Below are 18,153 nucleotides of genomic sequence, written 5' to 3'. Positions count from 1 at the left end.
CAGGCAGGATCCCCATGACATGGTCTCCTTTCTCTTGACTGCATTCGCACCGCCTCCGCCAGATCCCACCGAAATGTACGAGGTGATCTGCCGTCAGTTCGCCTCGCATCGGACGGGCTACTTCCGGGAGTCAATTGGGAGCGGCTCCGACCCAGACGCCGTGATGTTTAACTGGGGGCTGGGCGTTGTGCTTTCGGCGGAAAACGCCTTGGCCAGATTAGATCCCTCCCGCAAGCCGCGGCTTGTCTCAGTGATATCGATGGCTGAAACTTACTGGAACCCTCAGGGCCCGGTTCCCGGGTTCGATGTCAACCCAGGCCCTCCGTTTCCGGAAGACCGCTACTACGATGACAACGCCTGGATGGCAATGACGTTGGTTGAGAGCTACGAAGTCACGGGTGACCGCCATTGCCTGGAACTTGCTGGCAAGGCCATCGACTATTGCCTGAGCGGTTTGGACAGATCCCTTGGCGGCGGCATCTACTGGCGTGAAAACCACAAAGAATCCAAGAACACGTGTTCCAACGGGCCGACGGCCGCCGCCTGCCTGGCCGTTTACCGCCATACCAAAGAACCACGGCTGCTCGCCGCCGCCCAAGACATCTACGCTTGGACAAAGAAAAACCTGCAAGATCCCAAAACTCACCTGTTCTGGGACAACATGCGGCAGGACGGCTCGGTCGACAAGACTTTTTGGAGCTACAACACCGCCCTCATGATCCGGGCGGCAAAGGGATTGGCCCAGGCAACCGGCCAAAGCCGATTTGGGGAGGACGCGGCGGTGATGCAGCGGGCGGCCATGGCGAAATGGCTCAAACCCGCCGGAGTGATCGACGACGAAACCCAGTTTGCCCATCTGCTGTTCGAAAACCTGGATCCAGGCTCTTTCGATTACCGGCAGTACGCCGCAACCCTGGCTGCCTCTCGAAACAACGAGGGCTTGTTCGGCACCCGTTGGGGGCAGCGAGCAGGTTCAAAATCCCAAATGCTGCACCAAGCGGCCGCAATCCGGGCCCTAGCAGTTGCTGAGCTGTGGTCCCGCGCTAAATAGCCAAGACGGTTCCATCGACGACGATCTTTCCGGCGTCGGCATCCACTGTATCCAATCGGATGTCGATTGGTAGGTCGGACGCATCGAAGATCGGGTTGATTTTGGCGATCTGCGATTCGACGAGGTTTTTGGCCGCACCGCCCATAACGTCCACGGATTCGATGCGCACTATCAGCCGCTTCCCTTCTTGGATTTCCAGCGAGCAAGCGGCTTTGACCGGGATCGTGACAACGATTTGGGCCTTTGCTTCCACATAGATCAACCCGTCGGAGATTTGGACTTGGAAGTCTTTGATGGAGTTGGGGGCCTTGGCAGCCAGCAACTGGGCGACCGCACCTTCTGTGACGACGGCGCGGGCTTTTCCGGGCTGGGACAGCCTGATGTGAAACGGGTCGGCCGAGCAATCCGCCTCTTGACCGGAGACTTCGAAGCTTTCGACAACCAATCCAAAGTCCAGCTCAATCTGCTCGAATCGGGCTTTCACCGCTCCGACTTTTAGGCCCTTCACGCCAGAACTCTACCCTTGGGCGATCACCCAGGTTGCGGGGCCTACTGTGCCCCCCTGGATGATTGCCCGTCATACCCTAGACGGAGTAAATTCCAAAGCAATGATCCCAATGCTCCTCGGACTCATCCCGATGCAGAGTTCTGCCCCACCTGAAATCAAACGCGAATTCCGCGCCGCATGGGTGGCGACGGTGGACAACATCGACTACCCCAGCAAGCCTGGGCTCCCGGTCGAGCAAATGAAAGCCGAGATGCTGGCCATTTTGGACAAGTGCAAGGAGCTGAACATGAATGCCATCGTGTTCCAAGTCAGGCCGCACGCAGACGCCCTGTACAAATCAAGCTACGAACCCTGGAGTTACTATTTGACCGGGAAACAGGGTAAGGCACCTGATGGGGGTTTCGATCCGCTCGCATTCACTGTCTCGGAAGCCCATAAGCGGGGCATCGAAGTCCATGCGTGGTTCAACCCCTACCGGGCCAACCACCCCGCCCAAAAGGGGCCGATCTCCCCAGACCAGATCTCCAATGCCCGGCCAGACCTGGTTGTGGATTACGGCAACTTGAAGTGGATGATCCCGACCGCCAAGGATGTCCAGGACCGCTCATACAATGTATTTATGGAGGTCGCCACCAAATACGATGTGGACGGAGTCCACATCGACGACTATTTCTATCCCTATCCGGTTGAAAAAGACGGAGCCAAAGTGCCATTTCCCGATGACCAGCTCTACAAGAACTACTTGCAGTCTGGCGGGCAACTCAGCCTTGGCGACTGGCGGCGCAAGGGCGTCGACGACTTCATTCTGAGAGTTCACGAAGGACTGAAAAAGCAGACCCCCTGGGTGAAGTTCGGGATTTCGCCTTTTGGCATCTACCGCCCCGGCCAGCCGGAGGGAATCAAGGCGGGGATCGACCAATATGACGAGCTCTATGCCGACGCGCTCAAGTGGTACCAGCAAGGGTGGTGCGACTACTACACCCCTCAACTGTATTGGCCGATCGCCCAAACCGCCCAGGCCTTCCCCACCCTGCTTAATTGGTGGGTTGCCAACAACCGGGCCAAAATCCACTTGTGGCCGGGGCAGTTCACCAGCCGGACTGATCCCAAGGGCGGTAATTGGAAGGCAAGCGAAGTCACCGACCAAATCAACTTGGTTCGCAAAAGCCAGGGGGCAGACGGGACAGTCCACTTCAGCATGAAGGCGATCCAATCCAACTGGAACGGCGTCGCCGATGCCTTGGCCACCGCATACCGGGAGCCGGCCCTGGTTCCAGAATCCCCTTGGATGAAATCGCCCAACCCGGGCGCGCCCGATGTGATTCTGGACAAAAAGAGCCCGCCGAGCCTGCACTTCTCGGCTCCGAATCAAAAGGGGGTGAGCCTGTTCGTCCTGCAAGATTCGAATGGGGCGGTAGTGACGACGGGTGAGCCCGGTGCCGTCCAGTTGGCCAACGCCCCCGGCCAAACCGTGTTCCTGCGCATTATGGATCGGACGGGCAAGCTCGGGCCGTTCAAAGCGGTGGATGGGTATCGCCTTTCGGCAAAGGCAACAGGACCGAAAACGTCGAACCGCGGTTGAGCAGGCTCTCGACTTTCACCGTGCCGCCATGGAGTTCGGCCAGGTGTTTGACGATGGCGAGACCCAGCCCCGTGCCCCCGCTGGCGCGGGATCGGCCTTTGTCAACACGGTAAAAACGTTCGAAGATTCGGTTCAAGTGCTCGCTGGATATCCCCAAGCCGCTGTCGGAGACCGTGAGGACGGCTTGGCCGCCGACATCAGCCAGGTGCACGGCGACCTTGCCTTCCACCGTATAGTTGATGGCGTTGTCGATCAGGTTGAAGGCGATCTGCGCCAACTGGGTTTCGTTGGCGAAAAGGCTGAGCGATTTCGGGCGCTCGGTCTCCATGGCAAGGCCCTTGGCGGCGGCTTTTTTCTCCAACTGTTGGGCTACCGTCCCGACGATTTCGGCAAAGTCGCACTTGGTGCGCTGCACGGTGCCGCTTTCGGCGATGCTGAGGGTAAGGAGGTCATCGGTGATCCTGGTGAGCCGGTCGACTTCGCGGATGATACGGTCCAGGTACTTTTTTTGAAGATCCTCGTCGCAATCCGGTTCTTCCAGGGTTTCGGCCATGGCCCTTATGGTTGTCATGGGCGTGCGGAGTTCATGGCTGACATTGGCGACAAAATCGCGGCGGACAGTTTCCAGGTGCCGGAGTTCTGTGACATCCCTAAGCTTGAGGAAAAGGCGGTCTTCGCCATACTCTTCGGCCCAGCACCGGGCTTGCACGATCCTTTGGCGGGGGTGGTGCAAGGCAACTTCCCGTTCCTGTGGTTTGCCAGTCTGGACGACGGTTTCCGCCAATTCGGCCAGTTCGTTGCTGAGGGTGACCGATCCGAGCGGTTCGCCTTCGCGGTCGCCGATCCGGAAGAACTCATCAGCCTGAGAGTTGAAGTAAAGGATCTTCAAGGCGGGATCCAGCAAGAATATTGAGGCATCGATGCCCTCGGCAAGGTCATCCAGGGCGTCGCGATGGCGAACCACTTGGGATTCCAGCGACTCGATCTCGCTTTCGAGCGCGGCCTTCTCCTCTTGGGCTCTCTCAATTTGCCGGTTTGTTTCAAACCACCCGGCCAAGGCGGCGATGCCGAATCCGGCCATGGCGACGAGCCCCAGAATCCGGGAATCGGGCGAAAGGGCGGCCAGGGCTCCGGCCCCCAGGGCCAGGATCCAAAACACCGGCGCGTAAGGGAGCCACTTCACCAGGACTTCTTATACCTGGGATCACCTTGCCGCCTGAAACCTGCCCATGCAGACTGTCAACGGGAACCCCTGAGAGTGCCGATTCCGGGAGGTTTGCGCCAGAATGGGTGGGAATGAAGCGTGTCCAAGCCTACGTGCGGCTGAACAAGCTGGAGCCAATCCAAGATGCCCTGGCCGACCGCGGCATTTTGGGGCTCACCGTTATGGAAATCCGGGGGTTTGGACGCCAGCAAGGCCAAACAAGCACATTCCGAGGATCGAACTACGCCCTGAACCTTGTGCCGAAAGTCAAACTGGACATTGTGATCCGCGACAACCAGCTAGACGACTGCTTGGAAGCCATTACCGGGGCTGCCCACACCGGCGAGCTCGGCGATGGCAAGATCTTTGTGACGGAAGTCTTGGAAGCCGTGCGGATCCGCACCGGCGAACGGGGGGAAGACGCCTTATGAACACCGACGACCGACCTGTGCTGGCCGCAAACTTTGACTACGACCTGTGGGCCAACTTGAAATGGCTCGAGTTCTTGCAGGCCGAGGGCACCGACGGCGAAAAGGAGGTCTTTGGCCACATCCTGATGGCCGGCTCCCTGTGGGCCAGCCGAGTGAACGGGGATTCGCCAAGCGCCATACCGATCATCCCCCTCACGACGGAGGCACTGCAAACCAACCACTCGCTGTGGATTGGCTTGATTGAAACCCATGCGTGGGATCACATCATCCCCTATCGCCGGCTCAACGGAGAGGCGCAATCGCTGCCGTTTGGGGAGATCGCGCTGCACGTAGCCAACCACGGCACCTACCACCGGGGGCACCTGCGCGGCCTGTGCCAAGCCCGAGGGTGCGGGTCGTTCCCCGAAACCGACCGGATGCTGTTCTCCCTAAAGCGGTTGCCGCCATCCCCTTGATTCAGACTCTGGCCCGGGAGAGATGGGGGCTAAAAAGCAAATCCCCCGATCCTAAGGAACGGGGGATTTTGGGTGCGGGGACATCACCTGTTCCGAACTTTCGCCCCATCGTGCTGGAGGTTCAAATTCCGAGGTTCGGTGACGAGAGGCGTTTGCGGGGCCATCGAAGCAACCGAATTCGACGACATGAATGATACTCACCTTGACCGAGCCGATTGCAGACCGTTGGCTTTTGGGGACGCCTGAGCTTGAACCGACTCTCAATGGTCAATGGTTGGCAGCAGCAATCCACGAAGCTTTGATTGAACGAATTCAAGATCGTCGAATGGGGTGGTGATGTCGTTCTTGCGGACGAACGCGCGCCATCGAGTGCTCACTTGAGGATCGTTTGCGAACTCTTTCTTGAAGCAGATCGGCACCTCGACGGGAAGTTCGGTCTTGCGGCGGCGAAATGTTGCCTCGACAGCCCTTCGTAGAGTGTCTGCGTCAATGAACATGGAGTAAGCCAGCATGGCTACGTCGAAGTAGTCCTTCATGCGGCTGTTGTTCAATCCAAGCACCACCATCGCGTGGAACTTCTCCGCAATGGCTGTCTCGACGGGGTAGCCGCGAATCCTTGCCTCAGGCACCGCAGAGACAATTCCTGGGATGATAATCTCGACTGGACCAGGAGTCACAGCGTCGCCAAGGCCAACGTCAATTTGAAGCGGAATGCGGGCGGTTCCCAGGTAGCCAACCAACTTGATTCTCGACCCTCCGTATGCCTGCTCTTCGCGAATCAACTCGGAAGTAACCGAATCTGAATCAAAGACGACTCCGTCCTCAGCACACTCAATTTCGCAGATACTGACAAAGAGGTCTCGAAGCTCGTCAAGGTCAGAATTCGTGAGGGACAGGAGGTCGAGATCGCGTGTGGGACGATGCGCAGAGCCTGTCCAGAACAGGAACATCGTTGCGCCCTTGATAAGAAACTGATCGCGATACGGTGAGATCGACAGTCTGTAAAGCAGCCGAAACCCGACATATCTCGCGAGCAGTGGGTTGAACGGCTCGGAGTTCTTCGCGGCCTCGTTCTTGAGTCGTGAAAGGATTGAGGCAGAGACGTTTGACGGAGCTGGTTTCATGCGGTAATCGCTTCAATGTAGGGACGCATGATCCGATCAACTCGGTTGAGCTTTCCGAAGTGGGCTAGTTCGTCGAGCGTGAACTTTCGAAGCCGCCAGCCTTCTCTTAGGGCCTCGACGGCCACATCGTATCCCACCTTGGACCGCATGCGAAAGCAGTCAGCGACGGTCTTGGCCGCGCCGAAGACCCGAACTGGGACGCCTTCGATTTGATGCACTTCTACTCCAGCAGACAGGTAAGGTTCCGAGAGTCGCGTAACGCGGAGCTTGTGGTGATACGTTGGTTTCCTTGCCCCGTCTGGCAGGGCTATCCAAATCTCATGCGGAACCTGTGTGCCGATTTCGTGGAACGCAAGCGCTGAGATCAGAGACACTACTGCTGATGGGATGGCCTTAGCAACCTCGGCGAGATCATGCCACTCGGTCAGGGGGTGATCCGCAGTCGCGTACAGCCCTCGTCCAAGACGCTGAAGCTCTCCATTTCTGACAAGTCGAGTTAGCATCACTCTCGGAAAGCCTGCATCGACGATGTCCCGAGTTCGGGCTACTCCACGCTCTGTCACGAACTTCACCAGCGCCTCGGTATTCCTCTCGTGTTCCATTTTGTCGATCATTGTACTTCACTATCTACGTTTCGGAACACTCCGCGTAAATCTTAACTGAGGTGAACGAGGCGGCAGCGTGCGAGAACAGACTGTGATTAGGCCCGCACTCCGCGGTAGACCAGGTTAGAAATTGCATACATATCGCCCCTGAGGAGTGCATTTTCTAACCTCAACACGCTGGCAGAACTTTCCCCCTGACTTCGAGCGGGAAAAAGCTATATGCGGTGTGAAAGCGTATCAGCACATCACCGACCGCATCATTCGCGCCATCGAGACCGAGGGTCTTCTCCCTTGGCGAAAGCCATGGCGCGCCGAATCCCCCCGAAACCTTCGGGGCAACAACTATCGTGGCATCAACCGACTTGTCCTGTCGATTCAGCCCTATGCCGATCCTCGCTGGGTGACGTTCAAACAAGTGTCCGAGTTGGGAGGGCATGTGCGACGAGGCGAGCACGGCACCCCAATCATGTTCTGGAACGAAGTCGAGGAAGAGCGCGGCAGCGAAACGCAGAAGCGAATGGTGGCCCGCTATTACTATGTCTTCAACGTCCAGCAAACAGAGGGCTTGAACCTAGAACCGCTTACAGAGGGGCTTGACGAGTCCGCATGCTCGTCGGTCGCGTCCCTCGCTGAGATCATGTGCCCAAGTGTGGACGTCCATCGGAAAGGAACTGCCGCCTACTACTCTCCACCTGAGGACGTGGTCGTAATGCCTCGTGCTGAACTATTCGATTCTGCCGAAGCCTACGAGCAGACCCTTGCTCACGAATTGGTTCACGCCACGGGGCACTCCAGTCGGCTCGCTCGAAAGGAGGTATGCGATCCGATTCAGTTCGGATCAGACCCTTATGCCCGTGAAGAGTTGGTGGCCGAATTGGGAGCCGCATTCCTTACTGCCGACCTAGGAATCCACAGCGACGTCGAACAGAGCGCCTCGTATGTCGCTGGTTGGCTCAAGGCACTTAAGAATGACAAGTCGCTCATTATCAAGGCCGCCAGCTCCGCTCAAGCTGCCGTGGACTTCATCCTCGCCCCCATGGCTGGGTCGGTGGCCTGAAAGGAGGCGCAAATGAAACGCAAGCAACAAGAACTTCGCTACGCATTGCACGCGGCACAGTCTCAGCGCCAGGATATTCGCCGCGCATTCGTCGATGCCGAGGAGCGCCTTGCTTCTGTTATGCACCGCCGAGCTGGACTCCGAGATATCGGTGATCTTCGCCGCGAGTTGAGCGCCGCCGAGTCCATGATTCAGTCAATGGAAAGTGCTGTGGTGGCCTACCAACAAGCTCGATCTCGCGCCGAACACTTGCGAGGGGAGATTAGCGCCTGGAGAGATTTCCAGGCAGAGTTAGATTCGGTGGAGACCCTACTGCGCTCGCTTCGCCAAAGAGAAGAGGAGATCGAGCGCCTCATCCAACTGCTCGAAGAACTCGTCAACGAGGAATTGGAGGGTCTGTAACCTTGGAAACTATCCCGCCTCGTCGTTCCACTTCGATCCAGATCGTGCTCAACTCGACTCCGAGTCCGCGCGCGATTTTCGCCACGACGGCCAAAGTTGGGTTCTTCGATCCGCGCTCCACATGAGTCATGTACGTTCTGTGGATTCCGCATCGATAGGCGAACTCCTCCTGAGAATAGCCTCGCTCGACTCGCCAGTCTCTGACCACTTGTCCGAAAACTTGGGCGAGGCTCTCCGCTGGCATGCGTAGATGCTGGAGGAGGTTGCATCATATAGTCTACAGCCGATAAACTGGTGACCATGAGGCACATCCCCGCGTATGCTGTGCTGCTGACTCTAGTGGTCGGCAGCCTTGCCAGTGGATGCAAACAAGGTCCAGGACGCTACGAGTCCATCGCTGTCGGCTGCGTGAACTCATCCTACGGTTGGCACATGAGCGTTGAGCAAAAGCGCTCACTTATCGCCATGGGACGAGATTTGGATTCAGGCAAGCCATGTGCAGCAAATGACATGTACTGTGTCAGGGTTCGCGAATACAACCGCGGAGTTCTTGAAAACATGGAACGGGGCGGCTGCCGCTGATGAAGATCGTACATGGCCTTGCGGTGCTAATGACCTTTGCTGCGCTTCTCTCTTTAGGCTGCCAGAAAATCAAGGGGCCGTACGAGACGAGAATGGAGAATCTCATGAAGTCGCCCCGATACAACAGCCTGACCCCTCAAGACAAGGAGGAATGGATTGGAAAGGCTCGGAGGGCGGATGAGATATCTACAAAATCCTCCCAAACGCAACAGGAAACGATTGACCTCTCTTCCATCCGTCGCATGTTGGACTTTGAAGAGAGCCTCGGTCCGAGCGACTTCAGGTGGGAATTGCCAGCCAATGATCGAAGGTGAACCGTGCGCTAGCTGTGGGGTGAATGCCAAAACCAGAAGCGCATCGAGGCAGAGCGTGAACGCGCCAAGCAGGCCGACCGAGACCGATGGAAGTGGGAGGACACAAGGAGCGCGGCAGGTTGCGCAGGTAAAGGGTGTCTCTGGACCGTCGCCATTGCTGGCCACCTCGTCATGGTTAGACCGTGGCTCTTGCCTGTCTTCCCCTTAGTTGCCCTGATGGCAATCTGTGCATTCGTCGTGGCACTAGTTTTCGCCCCCTTCTTCAAGAGGTAGTTGGCTCAAAAGATTCCCCCCAACTTCATTTGAGACAATCCCTACATGGGATGTGAAAACCTCTGACATCCTGCCAGAGCGAACTCTGCTCGACGCAATCTGCACCTATCACGAGCACCTCGTTCGACGAGCGATTTCGCGCAGAAATGACGCCAGCCAAGCGTGGATCGAGAGCTTTGTACGTTCCACCACCCGTGATGCGGTGATGAACCTCTTGGACAAAAGAGGGTTTCTCGCCGAGCTAAGGGAGCGACTCCCATCTCACGAGCTGATTGGAACAGACGATCCGTTCGACCTCGAATTCTGGAAGCTGGCCGCGCAAAACGAGTCGCTGATCAACGATCAGAGCGACATCGACATTGACGATGCTTACTCCATCGCCGCCTTCGCGGAGATCATGTCCGAATCTGTCCTGTCTTCTCTTCGGGGCGGCTAGCCAAGTATAGAAAACATCAGTTTTGGATACAGGGGCTTGCTGAGACCCATTGAAAAAACAACGCGTGGGCCTCCGAATCTCAATACCTAGTCTCTCTTGCAACCACCCAATGAACTCCACTTAAGGGGTTTTTGATACTCCCAAACAACAATTACCATGGCTATCATCGGATACGCGCGCATATCGACCTCGGATCAATCCACCGACCTGCAAACTGATGCACTTCGTGCTGCTGGTTGCTCCAAGCTCTTCTCTGACCAAATGAGTGGAGCACGGCACGACAGGCCAGGCCTCCAGCAAGCGCTCGACTACGTGCGGGAGGGAGATACGCTTGTTGTATGGAGACTCGACCGCTTGGGGCGAAGCCTCTCTCATCTCATCTCTGTCGTCGAGCAACTTCAACGCAGAGGAGTGGAACTCAAGTCTCTAACAGAGCAGATCGATACAAACACGTCCAGTGGGAAGCTTGTTTACAGCATTCTCGCTTGCCTCGCGGACTATGAGAGAACCCTCATTCGCGAGCGAGTCAACGCAGGACTTGCAGCGGCTCGAAAGCGGGGCAGAATCGGCGGACGCCCGAAAGTCGTTGACGCTGCCAAGGCTCGCTCGATCCGAGCCATGCGGGCGCAGGGCATGACCACCAGCGAGATTCTCGAATCTGCCCAGATCAGCCGCGCGACGTTGTTTCGGTTTTACAAAGATGAAGAGGAGCGCAAGCAGCGGCGGGGTGCGCAATGACGGTTTTCAGCCTCTTGCTCTGCTCGCTGTTTATCATCTGGCTCACCTACGCGCTTCTACCCGAAAGTCGAAAGGAGTGGGTTCTGATTCCATTGGGGCTAACCTTCGCGCTGGTCGCGACGGGCATCGTGATTTTCGAAGCATTCACCGCTTGGATATTGCTATCGGCGATAACCCAGCGCCCAATCGAGTGCGCGGTTGCGGTGATTGCGTTTCATCTGATCATCGGGATCGCACTCTGGAGATCACGTTGATCGTGCTTCTCATAGCAGTTTGGCTCCTCGGCGCTCTTTCCGCCGTAACTGTCATGATCGCATGGATTGCCCAGTTCGTGAACCCTGCTCACGGGGACCATGTGCCTTCTCAGTTTGGAGAGGCAGAGTCAGGCACTGATCGCAATTGCTCAACGAGGCCATGAAGGCGCTCAGCGAGTCGTTCAGCGTCCTCAAGGCTCAGCCTGACAGACATGTTTGAGCCAGCATGGCTGACACCAATGATTAAGTCGCAGAAGCCGCGATGGATGACATGTCCGACGGTTAGTGCCGCTAGATCGTTCACATTTTCGTTGCGCACGTCCCTTCTTGTACATCCTCTTGCCAGGCCCCATACGCGTCGGTTCGTTCAGAACCCAAATGATGATTACGGATGGTTAGGCGCTGGCCGCGAAGTTAAGAGGCTTGGCGTAGAACAGGTACTTCATCTGATGCTGGACTTAGCCTCAGATTGAATCGAAGGAGAAAAATAGAAATGAAAACCGAAGCCGAACTACGATCACAATACGAGACAATGGCCTCTGCAATGGCAGACGATCCAGAACTGGCTGGGATGCTGGTCTTCGCAGGGATCGACATCATCCTGCGAGCAGGTGCACGAAGTGAAGACATCATCGACCTCGTTCGCAAAACAGCATTTGTTCTACGAACCGAATCAGAAGTGTCATGACTTGAAGGCTAGGCGTACGCCTAACAACTTTCTTACTTCAACGAGGTGTCCCCGCCTGACAGCCAGAACAATAAGCCTGAGGCGGAGCGGGCACGCGACGCTGCTGGGGCAGACAATCTGATCAAAACTTGGCGACCCAAGATCACCTCCACGGGCTGCTGTCGAGTCCCCAGCTCGCAGCGGCCCGCTCCATTTCAGGAGATGGAGATGATGAATCAGGACAAGGCACTGCACGAACAGTTCGCCGAAGTCACCGAACAGGTGCGACTTGCCAATGACAACCTAGAAGCAGCTCGATTTGCGTATGTCGAGAGTCCAACGAACAGAAACCGTCAAAGAATAGAAGCTGCTCGCCGCGAGTATCTAGTCGCCGTCGAAAACCGTGATTCCCTCGTCGAGCGGATCGCCGAAGGCGAGGCTTTCGAAGATGACAACTGGTGATACAAAATCACCTCATGTGGATCGATCCCGATGCCGAGCGCCAAGATTTGGGTCAGGGGTTGTTCTTCTATTGCGACGGACCATTCGCCTACTATACGGACCCCGACGGATTCGAAGAAATCCATCGCCTCCGCGCTCCCCGACTGCCCGACTATCAGCGTCTCGTGCCCACAACTTTCGAGATCGCCCAGGGTCTCTTCGCGCAGATTCACCAGCGCCGCGATTGGGGTGTACAGATCAGTCCAGATCGGTGGACCTTCGAATCTGAAGGGTCTGAGATTCGGACCAGGCACGGTTTTCGGCGAGGGCAACGAATCAAGCTGCAGGATGTGCTTAAGCATCTGACGGGCAGGAGCTGGTTTGCAAGGGGAACCACCGATAAACCAATTGCGAATTATCACCCTCGGGCCGACGGGACTATGGTCCCCAACTTCGTGCCTGCGCTTCGGTTCGATATCGACCTGGATCGAGTGTTCCGCAACTACAACTCGGATCGGCTGCTCAGAGAACTCCGATCCCAGAAGCGAGTGATTGAGGCCTCTGGACTCCCCTACCGCGTGTTTCGAACAGGATCACGAGGAGTTCAGGTGGTGATTCCGCTCCCTCTCTCAGTCCCCCCAAGCCTTGCTTCGCTGATCAGCGAGGGACTTAAGCTCGCACTAGCGGCCAGAGGATCATCGTTCGTTGGGGTTGACAAGGACAACTTGCACGGGCTGCTCAGGCTGCCTGGTGGCGTCCATGCGAAAACAGGTGATCTGGGCTTGTGGATCGACGTTGATGCTGGAGAGCTTCACTCGCTACAAGAGCAAATCTCACTAATGAAATCGGGCTTGACATGGTCCGAGCGAGATTCGTCTGCAATGTCGAACCAAGAGTTCACCAGGGCGGCTAACGACCTGATCAGACAGATGAGGGGCCGAGGCTACGATCTTCATCGCCTAGTGGAGAGTGACCTGGCGCTCACGATCATCGAGAAGCACTCAGCGAATGAGATCGCGGCAGCGATCCTGCGATCCATCGAGGAGGGGAAACGCGTTCGCCGTGAGATTGAGGTTGAACATGAGAGGTTCATGTCCGAGTTGCTTGGTCAGACTGAATCGGATGAGCTGATCAGCGAAGAGGCCGCTGCGGATCAGGAGTCTGCGATGGCTGAACAATCCGATCATCCCGCGGGCACCATCGAATGGGCAAGGTTGGTGTGGGACAAAGCCTACGAGCCTGGCGGACACTGGGAGTGGATCAACATGGCTGGCAAGCGAGGAATTCTTGCGGCAGCGATCCTATTCGGGGAAGACGGTGGTGAGCAAGCGCTTCTCGATCTCTCAAAGAGGATCGGAGCAATCACTGAGTCCGAGCTACGAGCGCGTGAGCATACGATCCGCGCATTGTGGAGATCGTTCGAACTGAAGGAGCATTTCAGACCAACAAAGACAGCTTCTGAGAAGTCGGCCCTGGTGCTCGGAGACTCGGACGAGGACATCGAGCAAATGGTCAACACTGTTCTAGGTCGAATGCTTGAAGTTCAGGCAAAGCCCCGATGGAGCTGGGACCTTGCCCGAAAGGTAGTCACCGTGCTGTTGATCGGAATTCGAGATTCGGAGAATGGCCGCCTTAGGATCAGCTTTGGCTCCATCTCCAATTCAATCAACCAAAAGTGGCCAGGCTCGAACTGCAATCGTCAGCGAGTTTCCGAAATGATCCCTCGCATCACGTTTGCGGACCAGTCGCTTGTTCGAGCCTTCCATCGCTATCGTGGACAGAGCTGGAAGTCGATCTCCGACGAGTATGCGCTCGCTGCGATGTTTAAGAACTCAGCTCTGTACAGACAGAGCAAGGCTCGATATCAGAGCTGGCTAGAAGCCAAGGAAGCGGAGTTTGAGATTGAGGATGATCATCCTGATGAGAGCTTCGCAGAAGCTCCTGAGCCAGTGTCACTCTCATTCGACGAACTCGTGATAGAGCCACAAAACCCTTAATATAAGGTGTAACGGTTCAGTGAGGGAGTGGGTACACGTCGCCCACGGACCTCGAACACGTGGTCTACGGCTCGCTCACACTCAAATCAAGCCCGCCTGAGTTCAATTTTCGACAAGGGGCATTCAATCGTCTAGACTTCGTGATTGAAATCAGTCAGCGACTGGCAGAGTCACCGAGCAGGTCTAGGCTTCGGCCACTTTGAAACTGAGAGTCATGCGATTCTCCAACGACCTCCAAATCAACGTCCAAAGTTGCCAGATCGCCCGAATCGAGCGCCTGATCAAGGCCGAAGAACGATCCATTCAGCGATTGCAACGAGAGCTTGAGATCGCCGCGAATCCCGATCTGAAGTCAAAGTGGCTGGCTGCGAGAAACCGTCTACGAGACCTACGGTTGGACCTCTTGAAAGCACTTCGTGGCTCGTTTTGAATCTGAACTGGCTTAGAAGCACTCCCAAAACTTTCTCCCTAATTTCCTTCGCGCGAGTCCTATGTGGATTCGAAATGAAAATCCACGCGCCTGCCGACGCCATCGTCTCCTTCCGCGACGAGCACTTCTTTCTCAGCAACATGTTTCCATGCCCACTGGTCGTGTGGGGTGAGAACTTCGCCACTTCTGAGCACGCTTACCAGTGCGCGAAGTTTCGTGCTGGAGAGTTTCGGGATCGGGTGAAAGGGGCCAACACCCCGAAATCGGCGAAATGGCTGGCGAGACGCCTCGGTGGTCAGCACCGACTCGACGGCCACGCCGAGCGACGATTTGACATCATGCTTGAGATCATTCGAGCGAAATTCAGCTCGCACGAGATGGCGCAGAGACTCTTGGCCACTGGAGATCGGCTCTTGATCGAGGGCAACACCTGGGGAGACCGACGCTGGGGATGTGTCCAAGCCAAAGACGGCTCTTGGAGAGGCAAGAACTGGCTTGGAGAGATTCTCATGCAAGTTCGATCAGAACTTCGAGAAGCTGCCCAGAATCGAACTTATGGCTCAACCCATGCGGCAAAATAGTCGCGTGGTCACTCTTGATCGACTGGAATCCCATCTGTGGGCAGCCGCGAACATTTTGCGGGGTCCTGTGGATGCCAGCGACTTCAAGACGTTCATCTTCCCGCTCCTGTTCTTCAAGAGAATCTGTGACGTATTCGACGAAGAGTACGAGGCGGCCCTTGAAGAATCGAGCGGCGATATCCAGTTCGCTCTCTTCGCTGAGAATCACCGATTCCAGATTCCAGAAGGAGCGCATTGGAAAGACGTTCGGGAGCGAACCGCCAATCTCGGCCAGGCACTGCAGTCTGCATTTCGGGCGATTGAGCAGGCCAATCCCGACACCCTTTTCGGCATCTTCGGTGATGCTCAGTGGTCGAACAAGGAGCGCCTCTCCGATGCGTTGATTCGAGACTTACTAGAGCACTTTTCGAAGCTGAGTCTTGGCAACGAGAACGTTACATCAGACCTATTGGGCGACGCCTACGAGTATTTGATTAAAAAGTTCGCCGACGCTCAAAACAAGAAAGCTGGAGAGTTTTACACGCCACGCAGTGTTGTTCGTATGATGGTCGAGGTCCTTGACCCGCAGGAAGGCGAGACGGCCTACGACCCTGCCTGCGGCACGGGCGGCATGTTGCTCGGCGTGATCCAGCATGCCCAAGAGAAGGGCTTGGACATCAAGCGGCTCTACGGCAAGCTCTTCGGCCAGGAAAAGAACCTGACCACAAGCGCGATTGCTCGAATAAACCTCATCCTCCACGGCAACGAGGACTTCAGAATCGCGCGGGGTGACACACTTCGAGACCCCGCCTTCTTCGATGGTGATCGATTGGCCCAGTTCGATTGTGTCATTGCCAACCCGCCGTTCTCTCTTGAGAGTTGGGGAGCAGAATCCTGGTCGAGTGACCCCTTTGGGCGAAACAAGACAGGTGTCCCGCCGAATGGAACGGCAGACTTTGCATGGGTTCAGCACATGCTGGCCTCGATGCACCCGAAGTCTGGACGCATGACAGTCGTCGTGCCCCATGGCGTTCTCTTTCGGATGGGAGTCGAGGGCCGAATTCGAGAGGCTATCCTCAAGACCGACCAGCTCGAAGCAGTCATCGGCCTTGCACCCAACCTCTTTTACGGGGCGGGCTTGGCCGCCTGTGTGCTTGTCTTCCGTGCGAAGAAGTCACCTGAGCGCAAGGGCAAGACCATTATCATCGACGCCTCACATCTCTTCAAGAAACAGAAGGCGCAAAACGTCCTCCTCGATCAGCAGGCTCAGCAGATCGTCAAGTGGTACGAAGAGTTCCAGGACGTTGAAGGGGTTGCGAGGGTTGTCGATCTCAGTGAGTTCGAGGCCCATGGGTTCAACCTGAACATCACTCGATATGTTGAGAAGAAGGTCGAGACGGTGGAGATCACCGTCGAAGAGGCAATCAAGAACCTGAAGGACAGTCTCGAAGCAGCTTATGGGGCCGAAGATCGGCTGCGAGAGCTTTTGGTCAGGGAGGGCCTCCTCAAGTGAGCAAGCTGACGCAGTCGGCCCTGGAAAGCTATCTCTGGGGAGCCGCAACCCTCTTAAGAGGACTCATCGACGCAGGGGACTACAAGCAGTTTATATTCCCGTTGCTCTTCCTCAAGCGGGTTTCCGACGTTTACGACGAAGAGTATGAGCAGGCGCTTGAAGAGTCTGGAGGGGATGAAACGTTCGCTCAGTTTCCTGAGAACCATCGCTTTCAGATTCCTCAAGGTGCCCACTGGTCCGATCTTCGTTCAACCACTGCCAACCTTGGCACCGCGATCCAGAATGCGATGCGGGCAATCGAGAAAGCGAATCCCGACCTCCTCACGGGCATCTTCGGCGACGCGCAGTGGACCAACAAGGAGCGGTTGTCCGACTCAACGCTTCGCGACCTGATCGAACACTTCAGCAAGCATAGGCTGACCCTCGGGAACGTGCCCGAGGATGAGCTGGGCATCGCCTACGAGTTCTTAATTAAGAAATTCGCGGATGACAGCGGACACACGGCTGCCGAGTTCTACACGAATCGAACCGTCGTGCAGCTCATGACGGAACTTCTCCTTCCCGAGGAAGGAGAATCGATCTATGACCCCACTTGCGGGTCGGGCGGCATGCTTCTCTCATGCGCCGTGCATTTGAAGGGTCAAAAGAAGGACTGGCGAACGCTCCGTCTATACGGCCAAGAGCGAAATCTGCTCACCTCGGGCATCGCTCGAATCAACCTCTTCCTTCACGGGTTCGAGGACTTCGAGATCGCGCGCGGTGACACCCTTGCCGAGCCAAAGCTGCTCAAAGGAGATCGTCTGCGGCAGTTCGATGTCGTCCTGGCGAATCCTCCCTATTCCATCAAACAATGGGATCGGAGTCGATGGTCGAGCGATCCCTACGGACGGAACAACCATGGCACCCCGCCTCAGGGGCGAGCCGATTACGCCTTTTGGCAGCACATTCTGGCCAGCATGAAGCCCGAATCGGGACGCTGCGCCATCCTGTTTCCGCACGGCGTTCTCTTTCGCGACGAAGAGCGCACCATGCGTGAGAGCATCGTGAAGGCCGACTTGATCGAGTGCGTCATCGGGCTGGGGCCAAACCTGTTCTACAACAGTCCGATGGAAGCCTGCATCGTCATCTGCCGAACGAAGAAGCGACCAGATCAGAGGCAGAAAGTGCTCTTCATCAACGCCGTCGATCAGGTGACGCGCGAGAGAGCCACCTCGTTCTTGAAGCCTGAGCACATCGAGCGGATCGCCGAGGCATACCACGAGTTCAAAGAGGTGGACGGGTTATCCAAAGTTGCGACCCTGGGCGATATCTCCGAACGCAGTTTCAGCCTGAATCTTCCGCTCTACGTTCGTGCGGGCAAGCATCAGACCCTGAGCCAGAGCGAGGGGAGCTTGGACGACGCCATCGCGTCTTGGAGCGAATCCTCGGCTGACCTTCGGGTGTCGATGGCGGAACTCCTCGAAACGCTGGAGCGTTCTTTATAGCGTGCTGGTTAAAAGAAACTTTCGTGACAGGTCTTGGTTTTCTTA

General features: G+C 56.5%; 21 protein-coding genes. 16 read left to right on the top strand and 5 right to left on the bottom strand.

The features are described from left to right. Positions 1-19: 19 nt before the first annotated feature. A complete protein-coding gene (locus JNM28_05915) occupies positions 20-1,051 on the top strand; it encodes a glycoside hydrolase family 88 protein (GenBank protein MBL8067963.1) in 1,032 nt (343 codons plus the stop codon). Here the strand turns inward: JNM28_05915 and JNM28_05910 are convergent. Continuing rightward, positions 1,044-1,559, bottom strand: coding sequence for an LmeA family phospholipid-binding protein (locus tag JNM28_05910; protein ID MBL8067962.1), 516 nt, complete (start codon positions 1,557-1,559; stop codon positions 1,044-1,046). The genes JNM28_05915 and JNM28_05910 overlap by 8 nt on opposite strands. Positions 1,560-1,659: 100 nt before the next feature. Between JNM28_05910 and JNM28_05905 the strand changes: the two genes are divergently transcribed. Continuing rightward, the gene (locus tag JNM28_05905) at positions 1,660-3,141 is read left to right on the top strand and encodes a family 10 glycosylhydrolase (GenBank protein ID MBL8067961.1); all 1,482 of its coding nucleotides are present in this window, start codon (positions 1,660-1,662) and stop codon (positions 3,139-3,141) included. Here the strand turns inward: JNM28_05905 and JNM28_05900 are convergent. After that, positions 3,074-4,324, bottom strand: coding sequence for a hypothetical protein (locus tag JNM28_05900; GenBank protein MBL8067960.1), 1,251 nt, complete (start codon positions 4,322-4,324; stop codon positions 3,074-3,076). The two genes, JNM28_05905 and JNM28_05900, sit on opposite strands and share 68 nt — an antisense overlap. Before the next feature lie 113 nt (positions 4,325-4,437). Here JNM28_05900 and JNM28_05895 point away from each other — a divergent pair, with 113 nt between their 5' ends. Beyond that, a complete protein-coding gene (locus JNM28_05895; protein ID MBL8067959.1) occupies positions 4,438-4,776 on the top strand; it encodes a P-II family nitrogen regulator in 339 nt (112 codons plus the stop codon). Further along, positions 4,773-5,231 carry a hypothetical protein gene (locus tag JNM28_05890; GenBank protein ID MBL8067958.1) on the top strand — a complete coding sequence of 153 codons (459 nt, stop codon included), beginning with the start codon at positions 4,773-4,775 and terminating at the stop codon, positions 5,229-5,231. Before JNM28_05895 ends, JNM28_05890 begins: the two co-directional genes overlap by 4 nt. A gap of 260 nt (positions 5,232-5,491) precedes the next feature. Here JNM28_05890 and JNM28_05885 read toward each other — a convergent pair whose 3' ends face one another. Both JNM28_05885 and JNM28_05880 read right to left on the bottom strand, forming a co-directional pair. Beyond that, positions 5,492-6,355, bottom strand: coding sequence for a nucleotidyl transferase AbiEii/AbiGii toxin family protein (locus JNM28_05885; protein ID MBL8067957.1), 864 nt, complete (start codon positions 6,353-6,355; stop codon positions 5,492-5,494). Further along, positions 6,352-6,957 (bottom strand): type IV toxin-antitoxin system AbiEi family antitoxin domain-containing protein, encoded by a 606-nt coding sequence (locus JNM28_05880; protein ID MBL8067956.1) that lies wholly within the window; start codon positions 6,955-6,957, stop codon positions 6,352-6,354. The genes JNM28_05885 and JNM28_05880 overlap by 4 nt, the downstream gene beginning before the upstream one ends. A gap of 229 nt (positions 6,958-7,186) precedes the next feature. Here JNM28_05880 and JNM28_05875 point away from each other — a divergent pair, with 229 nt between their 5' ends. Beyond that, positions 7,187-8,017: a DUF1738 domain-containing protein gene (locus JNM28_05875; GenBank protein ID MBL8067955.1), complete on the top strand. Its 831-nt coding sequence runs from the start codon at positions 7,187-7,189 to the stop codon at positions 8,015-8,017. Positions 8,018-8,029: 12 nt separating this feature from the next. Beyond that, entirely contained in the window at positions 8,030-8,419 is a 390-nt protein-coding gene (locus JNM28_05870; protein MBL8067954.1) for a hypothetical protein, read from the top strand. Here the strand turns inward: JNM28_05870 and JNM28_05865 are convergent. Then, entirely contained in the window at positions 8,394-8,663 is a 270-nt protein-coding gene (locus JNM28_05865) for a helix-turn-helix transcriptional regulator (GenBank protein ID MBL8067953.1), read from the bottom strand. The two genes, JNM28_05870 and JNM28_05865, sit on opposite strands and share 26 nt — an antisense overlap. A gap of 56 nt (positions 8,664-8,719) precedes the next feature. Here JNM28_05865 and JNM28_05860 point away from each other — a divergent pair, with 56 nt between their 5' ends. The 10 genes from JNM28_05860 to JNM28_05815 all read left to right on the top strand — a co-directional run bounded on the left by JNM28_05860 (position 8,720) and on the right by JNM28_05815 (position 18,108). Next, positions 8,720-9,001, top strand: coding sequence for a hypothetical protein (locus JNM28_05860; GenBank protein ID MBL8067952.1), 282 nt, complete (start codon positions 8,720-8,722; stop codon positions 8,999-9,001). Positions 9,002-9,640: 639 nt separating this feature from the next. Then, positions 9,641-10,024, top strand: coding sequence for a hypothetical protein (locus JNM28_05855; protein MBL8067951.1), 384 nt, complete (start codon positions 9,641-9,643; stop codon positions 10,022-10,024). A gap of 156 nt (positions 10,025-10,180) precedes the next feature. Beyond that, positions 10,181-10,762, top strand: a complete 582-nt coding sequence (locus tag JNM28_05850) for a recombinase family protein (protein MBL8067950.1) — start codon at positions 10,181-10,183, stop codon at positions 10,760-10,762. Beyond that, positions 10,759-11,016 carry a hypothetical protein gene (locus JNM28_05845; GenBank protein MBL8067949.1) on the top strand — a complete coding sequence of 86 codons (258 nt, stop codon included), beginning with the start codon at positions 10,759-10,761 and terminating at the stop codon, positions 11,014-11,016. Before JNM28_05850 ends, JNM28_05845 begins: the two co-directional genes overlap by 4 nt. A gap of 493 nt (positions 11,017-11,509) precedes the next feature. Then, entirely contained in the window at positions 11,510-11,704 is a 195-nt protein-coding gene (locus JNM28_05840; GenBank protein ID MBL8067948.1) for a hypothetical protein, read from the top strand. A gap of 207 nt (positions 11,705-11,911) precedes the next feature. Beyond that, positions 11,912-12,145 (top strand): hypothetical protein, encoded by a 234-nt coding sequence (locus JNM28_05835; GenBank protein MBL8067947.1) that lies wholly within the window; start codon positions 11,912-11,914, stop codon positions 12,143-12,145. A gap of 14 nt (positions 12,146-12,159) precedes the next feature. After that, on the top strand, positions 12,160-14,121 hold the full coding sequence (locus JNM28_05830) for a hypothetical protein (protein ID MBL8067946.1): 1,962 nt from the start codon (positions 12,160-12,162) through the stop codon (positions 14,119-14,121). A 504-nt stretch (positions 14,122-14,625) separates the two neighbouring features. Further along, entirely contained in the window at positions 14,626-15,132 is a 507-nt protein-coding gene (locus JNM28_05825) for an NADAR family protein (protein ID MBL8067945.1), read from the top strand. Further along, positions 15,107-16,624 carry an SAM-dependent DNA methyltransferase gene (locus tag JNM28_05820; protein MBL8067944.1) on the top strand — a complete coding sequence of 506 codons (1,518 nt, stop codon included), beginning with the start codon at positions 15,107-15,109 and terminating at the stop codon, positions 16,622-16,624. Before JNM28_05825 ends, JNM28_05820 begins: the two co-directional genes overlap by 26 nt. After that, entirely contained in the window at positions 16,621-18,108 is a 1,488-nt protein-coding gene (locus tag JNM28_05815) for an SAM-dependent DNA methyltransferase (protein MBL8067943.1), read from the top strand. Before JNM28_05820 ends, JNM28_05815 begins: the two co-directional genes overlap by 4 nt. The last annotated feature ends 45 nt before the right edge of the window (positions 18,109-18,153 follow it).

This window comes from Armatimonadota bacterium (assembly GCA_016789105.1).
Classification (GTDB): Bacteria; Armatimonadota; Fimbriimonadia; order Fimbriimonadales; family Fimbriimonadaceae; genus UphvI-Ar2.
Note: the sequence above shows the minus strand (reverse complement) of the source record. Positions and strands in the feature narration are given on the sequence as shown.

Coding starts and splice junctions, on each gene's coding strand:
- JNM28_05895 (MBL8067959.1), top strand. CDS start 4,438: ATGAAGCGTGTCCAAGCCTACGTGCGGCTGAACAAGCTGGAGCCAATC.
- JNM28_05840 (MBL8067948.1), top strand. CDS start 11,510: ATGAAAACCGAAGCCGAACTACGATCACAATACGAGACAATGGCCTCT.
- JNM28_05835 (MBL8067947.1), top strand. CDS start 11,912: ATGATGAATCAGGACAAGGCACTGCACGAACAGTTCGCCGAAGTCACC.
- JNM28_05820 (MBL8067944.1), top strand. CDS start 15,107: ATGGCTCAACCCATGCGGCAAAATAGTCGCGTGGTCACTCTTGATCGA.
- JNM28_05825 (MBL8067945.1), top strand. CDS start 14,626: ATGAAAATCCACGCGCCTGCCGACGCCATCGTCTCCTTCCGCGACGAG.
- JNM28_05885 (MBL8067957.1), bottom strand. CDS start 6,355: ATGAAACCAGCTCCGTCAAACGTCTCTGCCTCAATCCTTTCACGACTC.
- JNM28_05870 (MBL8067954.1), top strand. CDS start 8,030: ATGAAACGCAAGCAACAAGAACTTCGCTACGCATTGCACGCGGCACAG.
- JNM28_05860 (MBL8067952.1), top strand. CDS start 8,720: ATGAGGCACATCCCCGCGTATGCTGTGCTGCTGACTCTAGTGGTCGGC.
- JNM28_05905 (MBL8067961.1), top strand. CDS start 1,660: ATGATCCCAATGCTCCTCGGACTCATCCCGATGCAGAGTTCTGCCCCA.
- JNM28_05850 (MBL8067950.1), top strand. CDS start 10,181: ATGGCTATCATCGGATACGCGCGCATATCGACCTCGGATCAATCCACC.
- JNM28_05830 (MBL8067946.1), top strand. CDS start 12,160: ATGTGGATCGATCCCGATGCCGAGCGCCAAGATTTGGGTCAGGGGTTG.
- JNM28_05845 (MBL8067949.1), top strand. CDS start 10,759: ATGACGGTTTTCAGCCTCTTGCTCTGCTCGCTGTTTATCATCTGGCTC.
- JNM28_05890 (MBL8067958.1), top strand. CDS start 4,773: ATGAACACCGACGACCGACCTGTGCTGGCCGCAAACTTTGACTACGAC.
- JNM28_05865 (MBL8067953.1), bottom strand. CDS start 8,663: ATGCCAGCGGAGAGCCTCGCCCAAGTTTTCGGACAAGTGGTCAGAGAC.
- JNM28_05915 (MBL8067963.1), top strand. CDS start 20: ATGGTCTCCTTTCTCTTGACTGCATTCGCACCGCCTCCGCCAGATCCC.
- JNM28_05880 (MBL8067956.1), bottom strand. CDS start 6,957: ATGGAACACGAGAGGAATACCGAGGCGCTGGTGAAGTTCGTGACAGAG.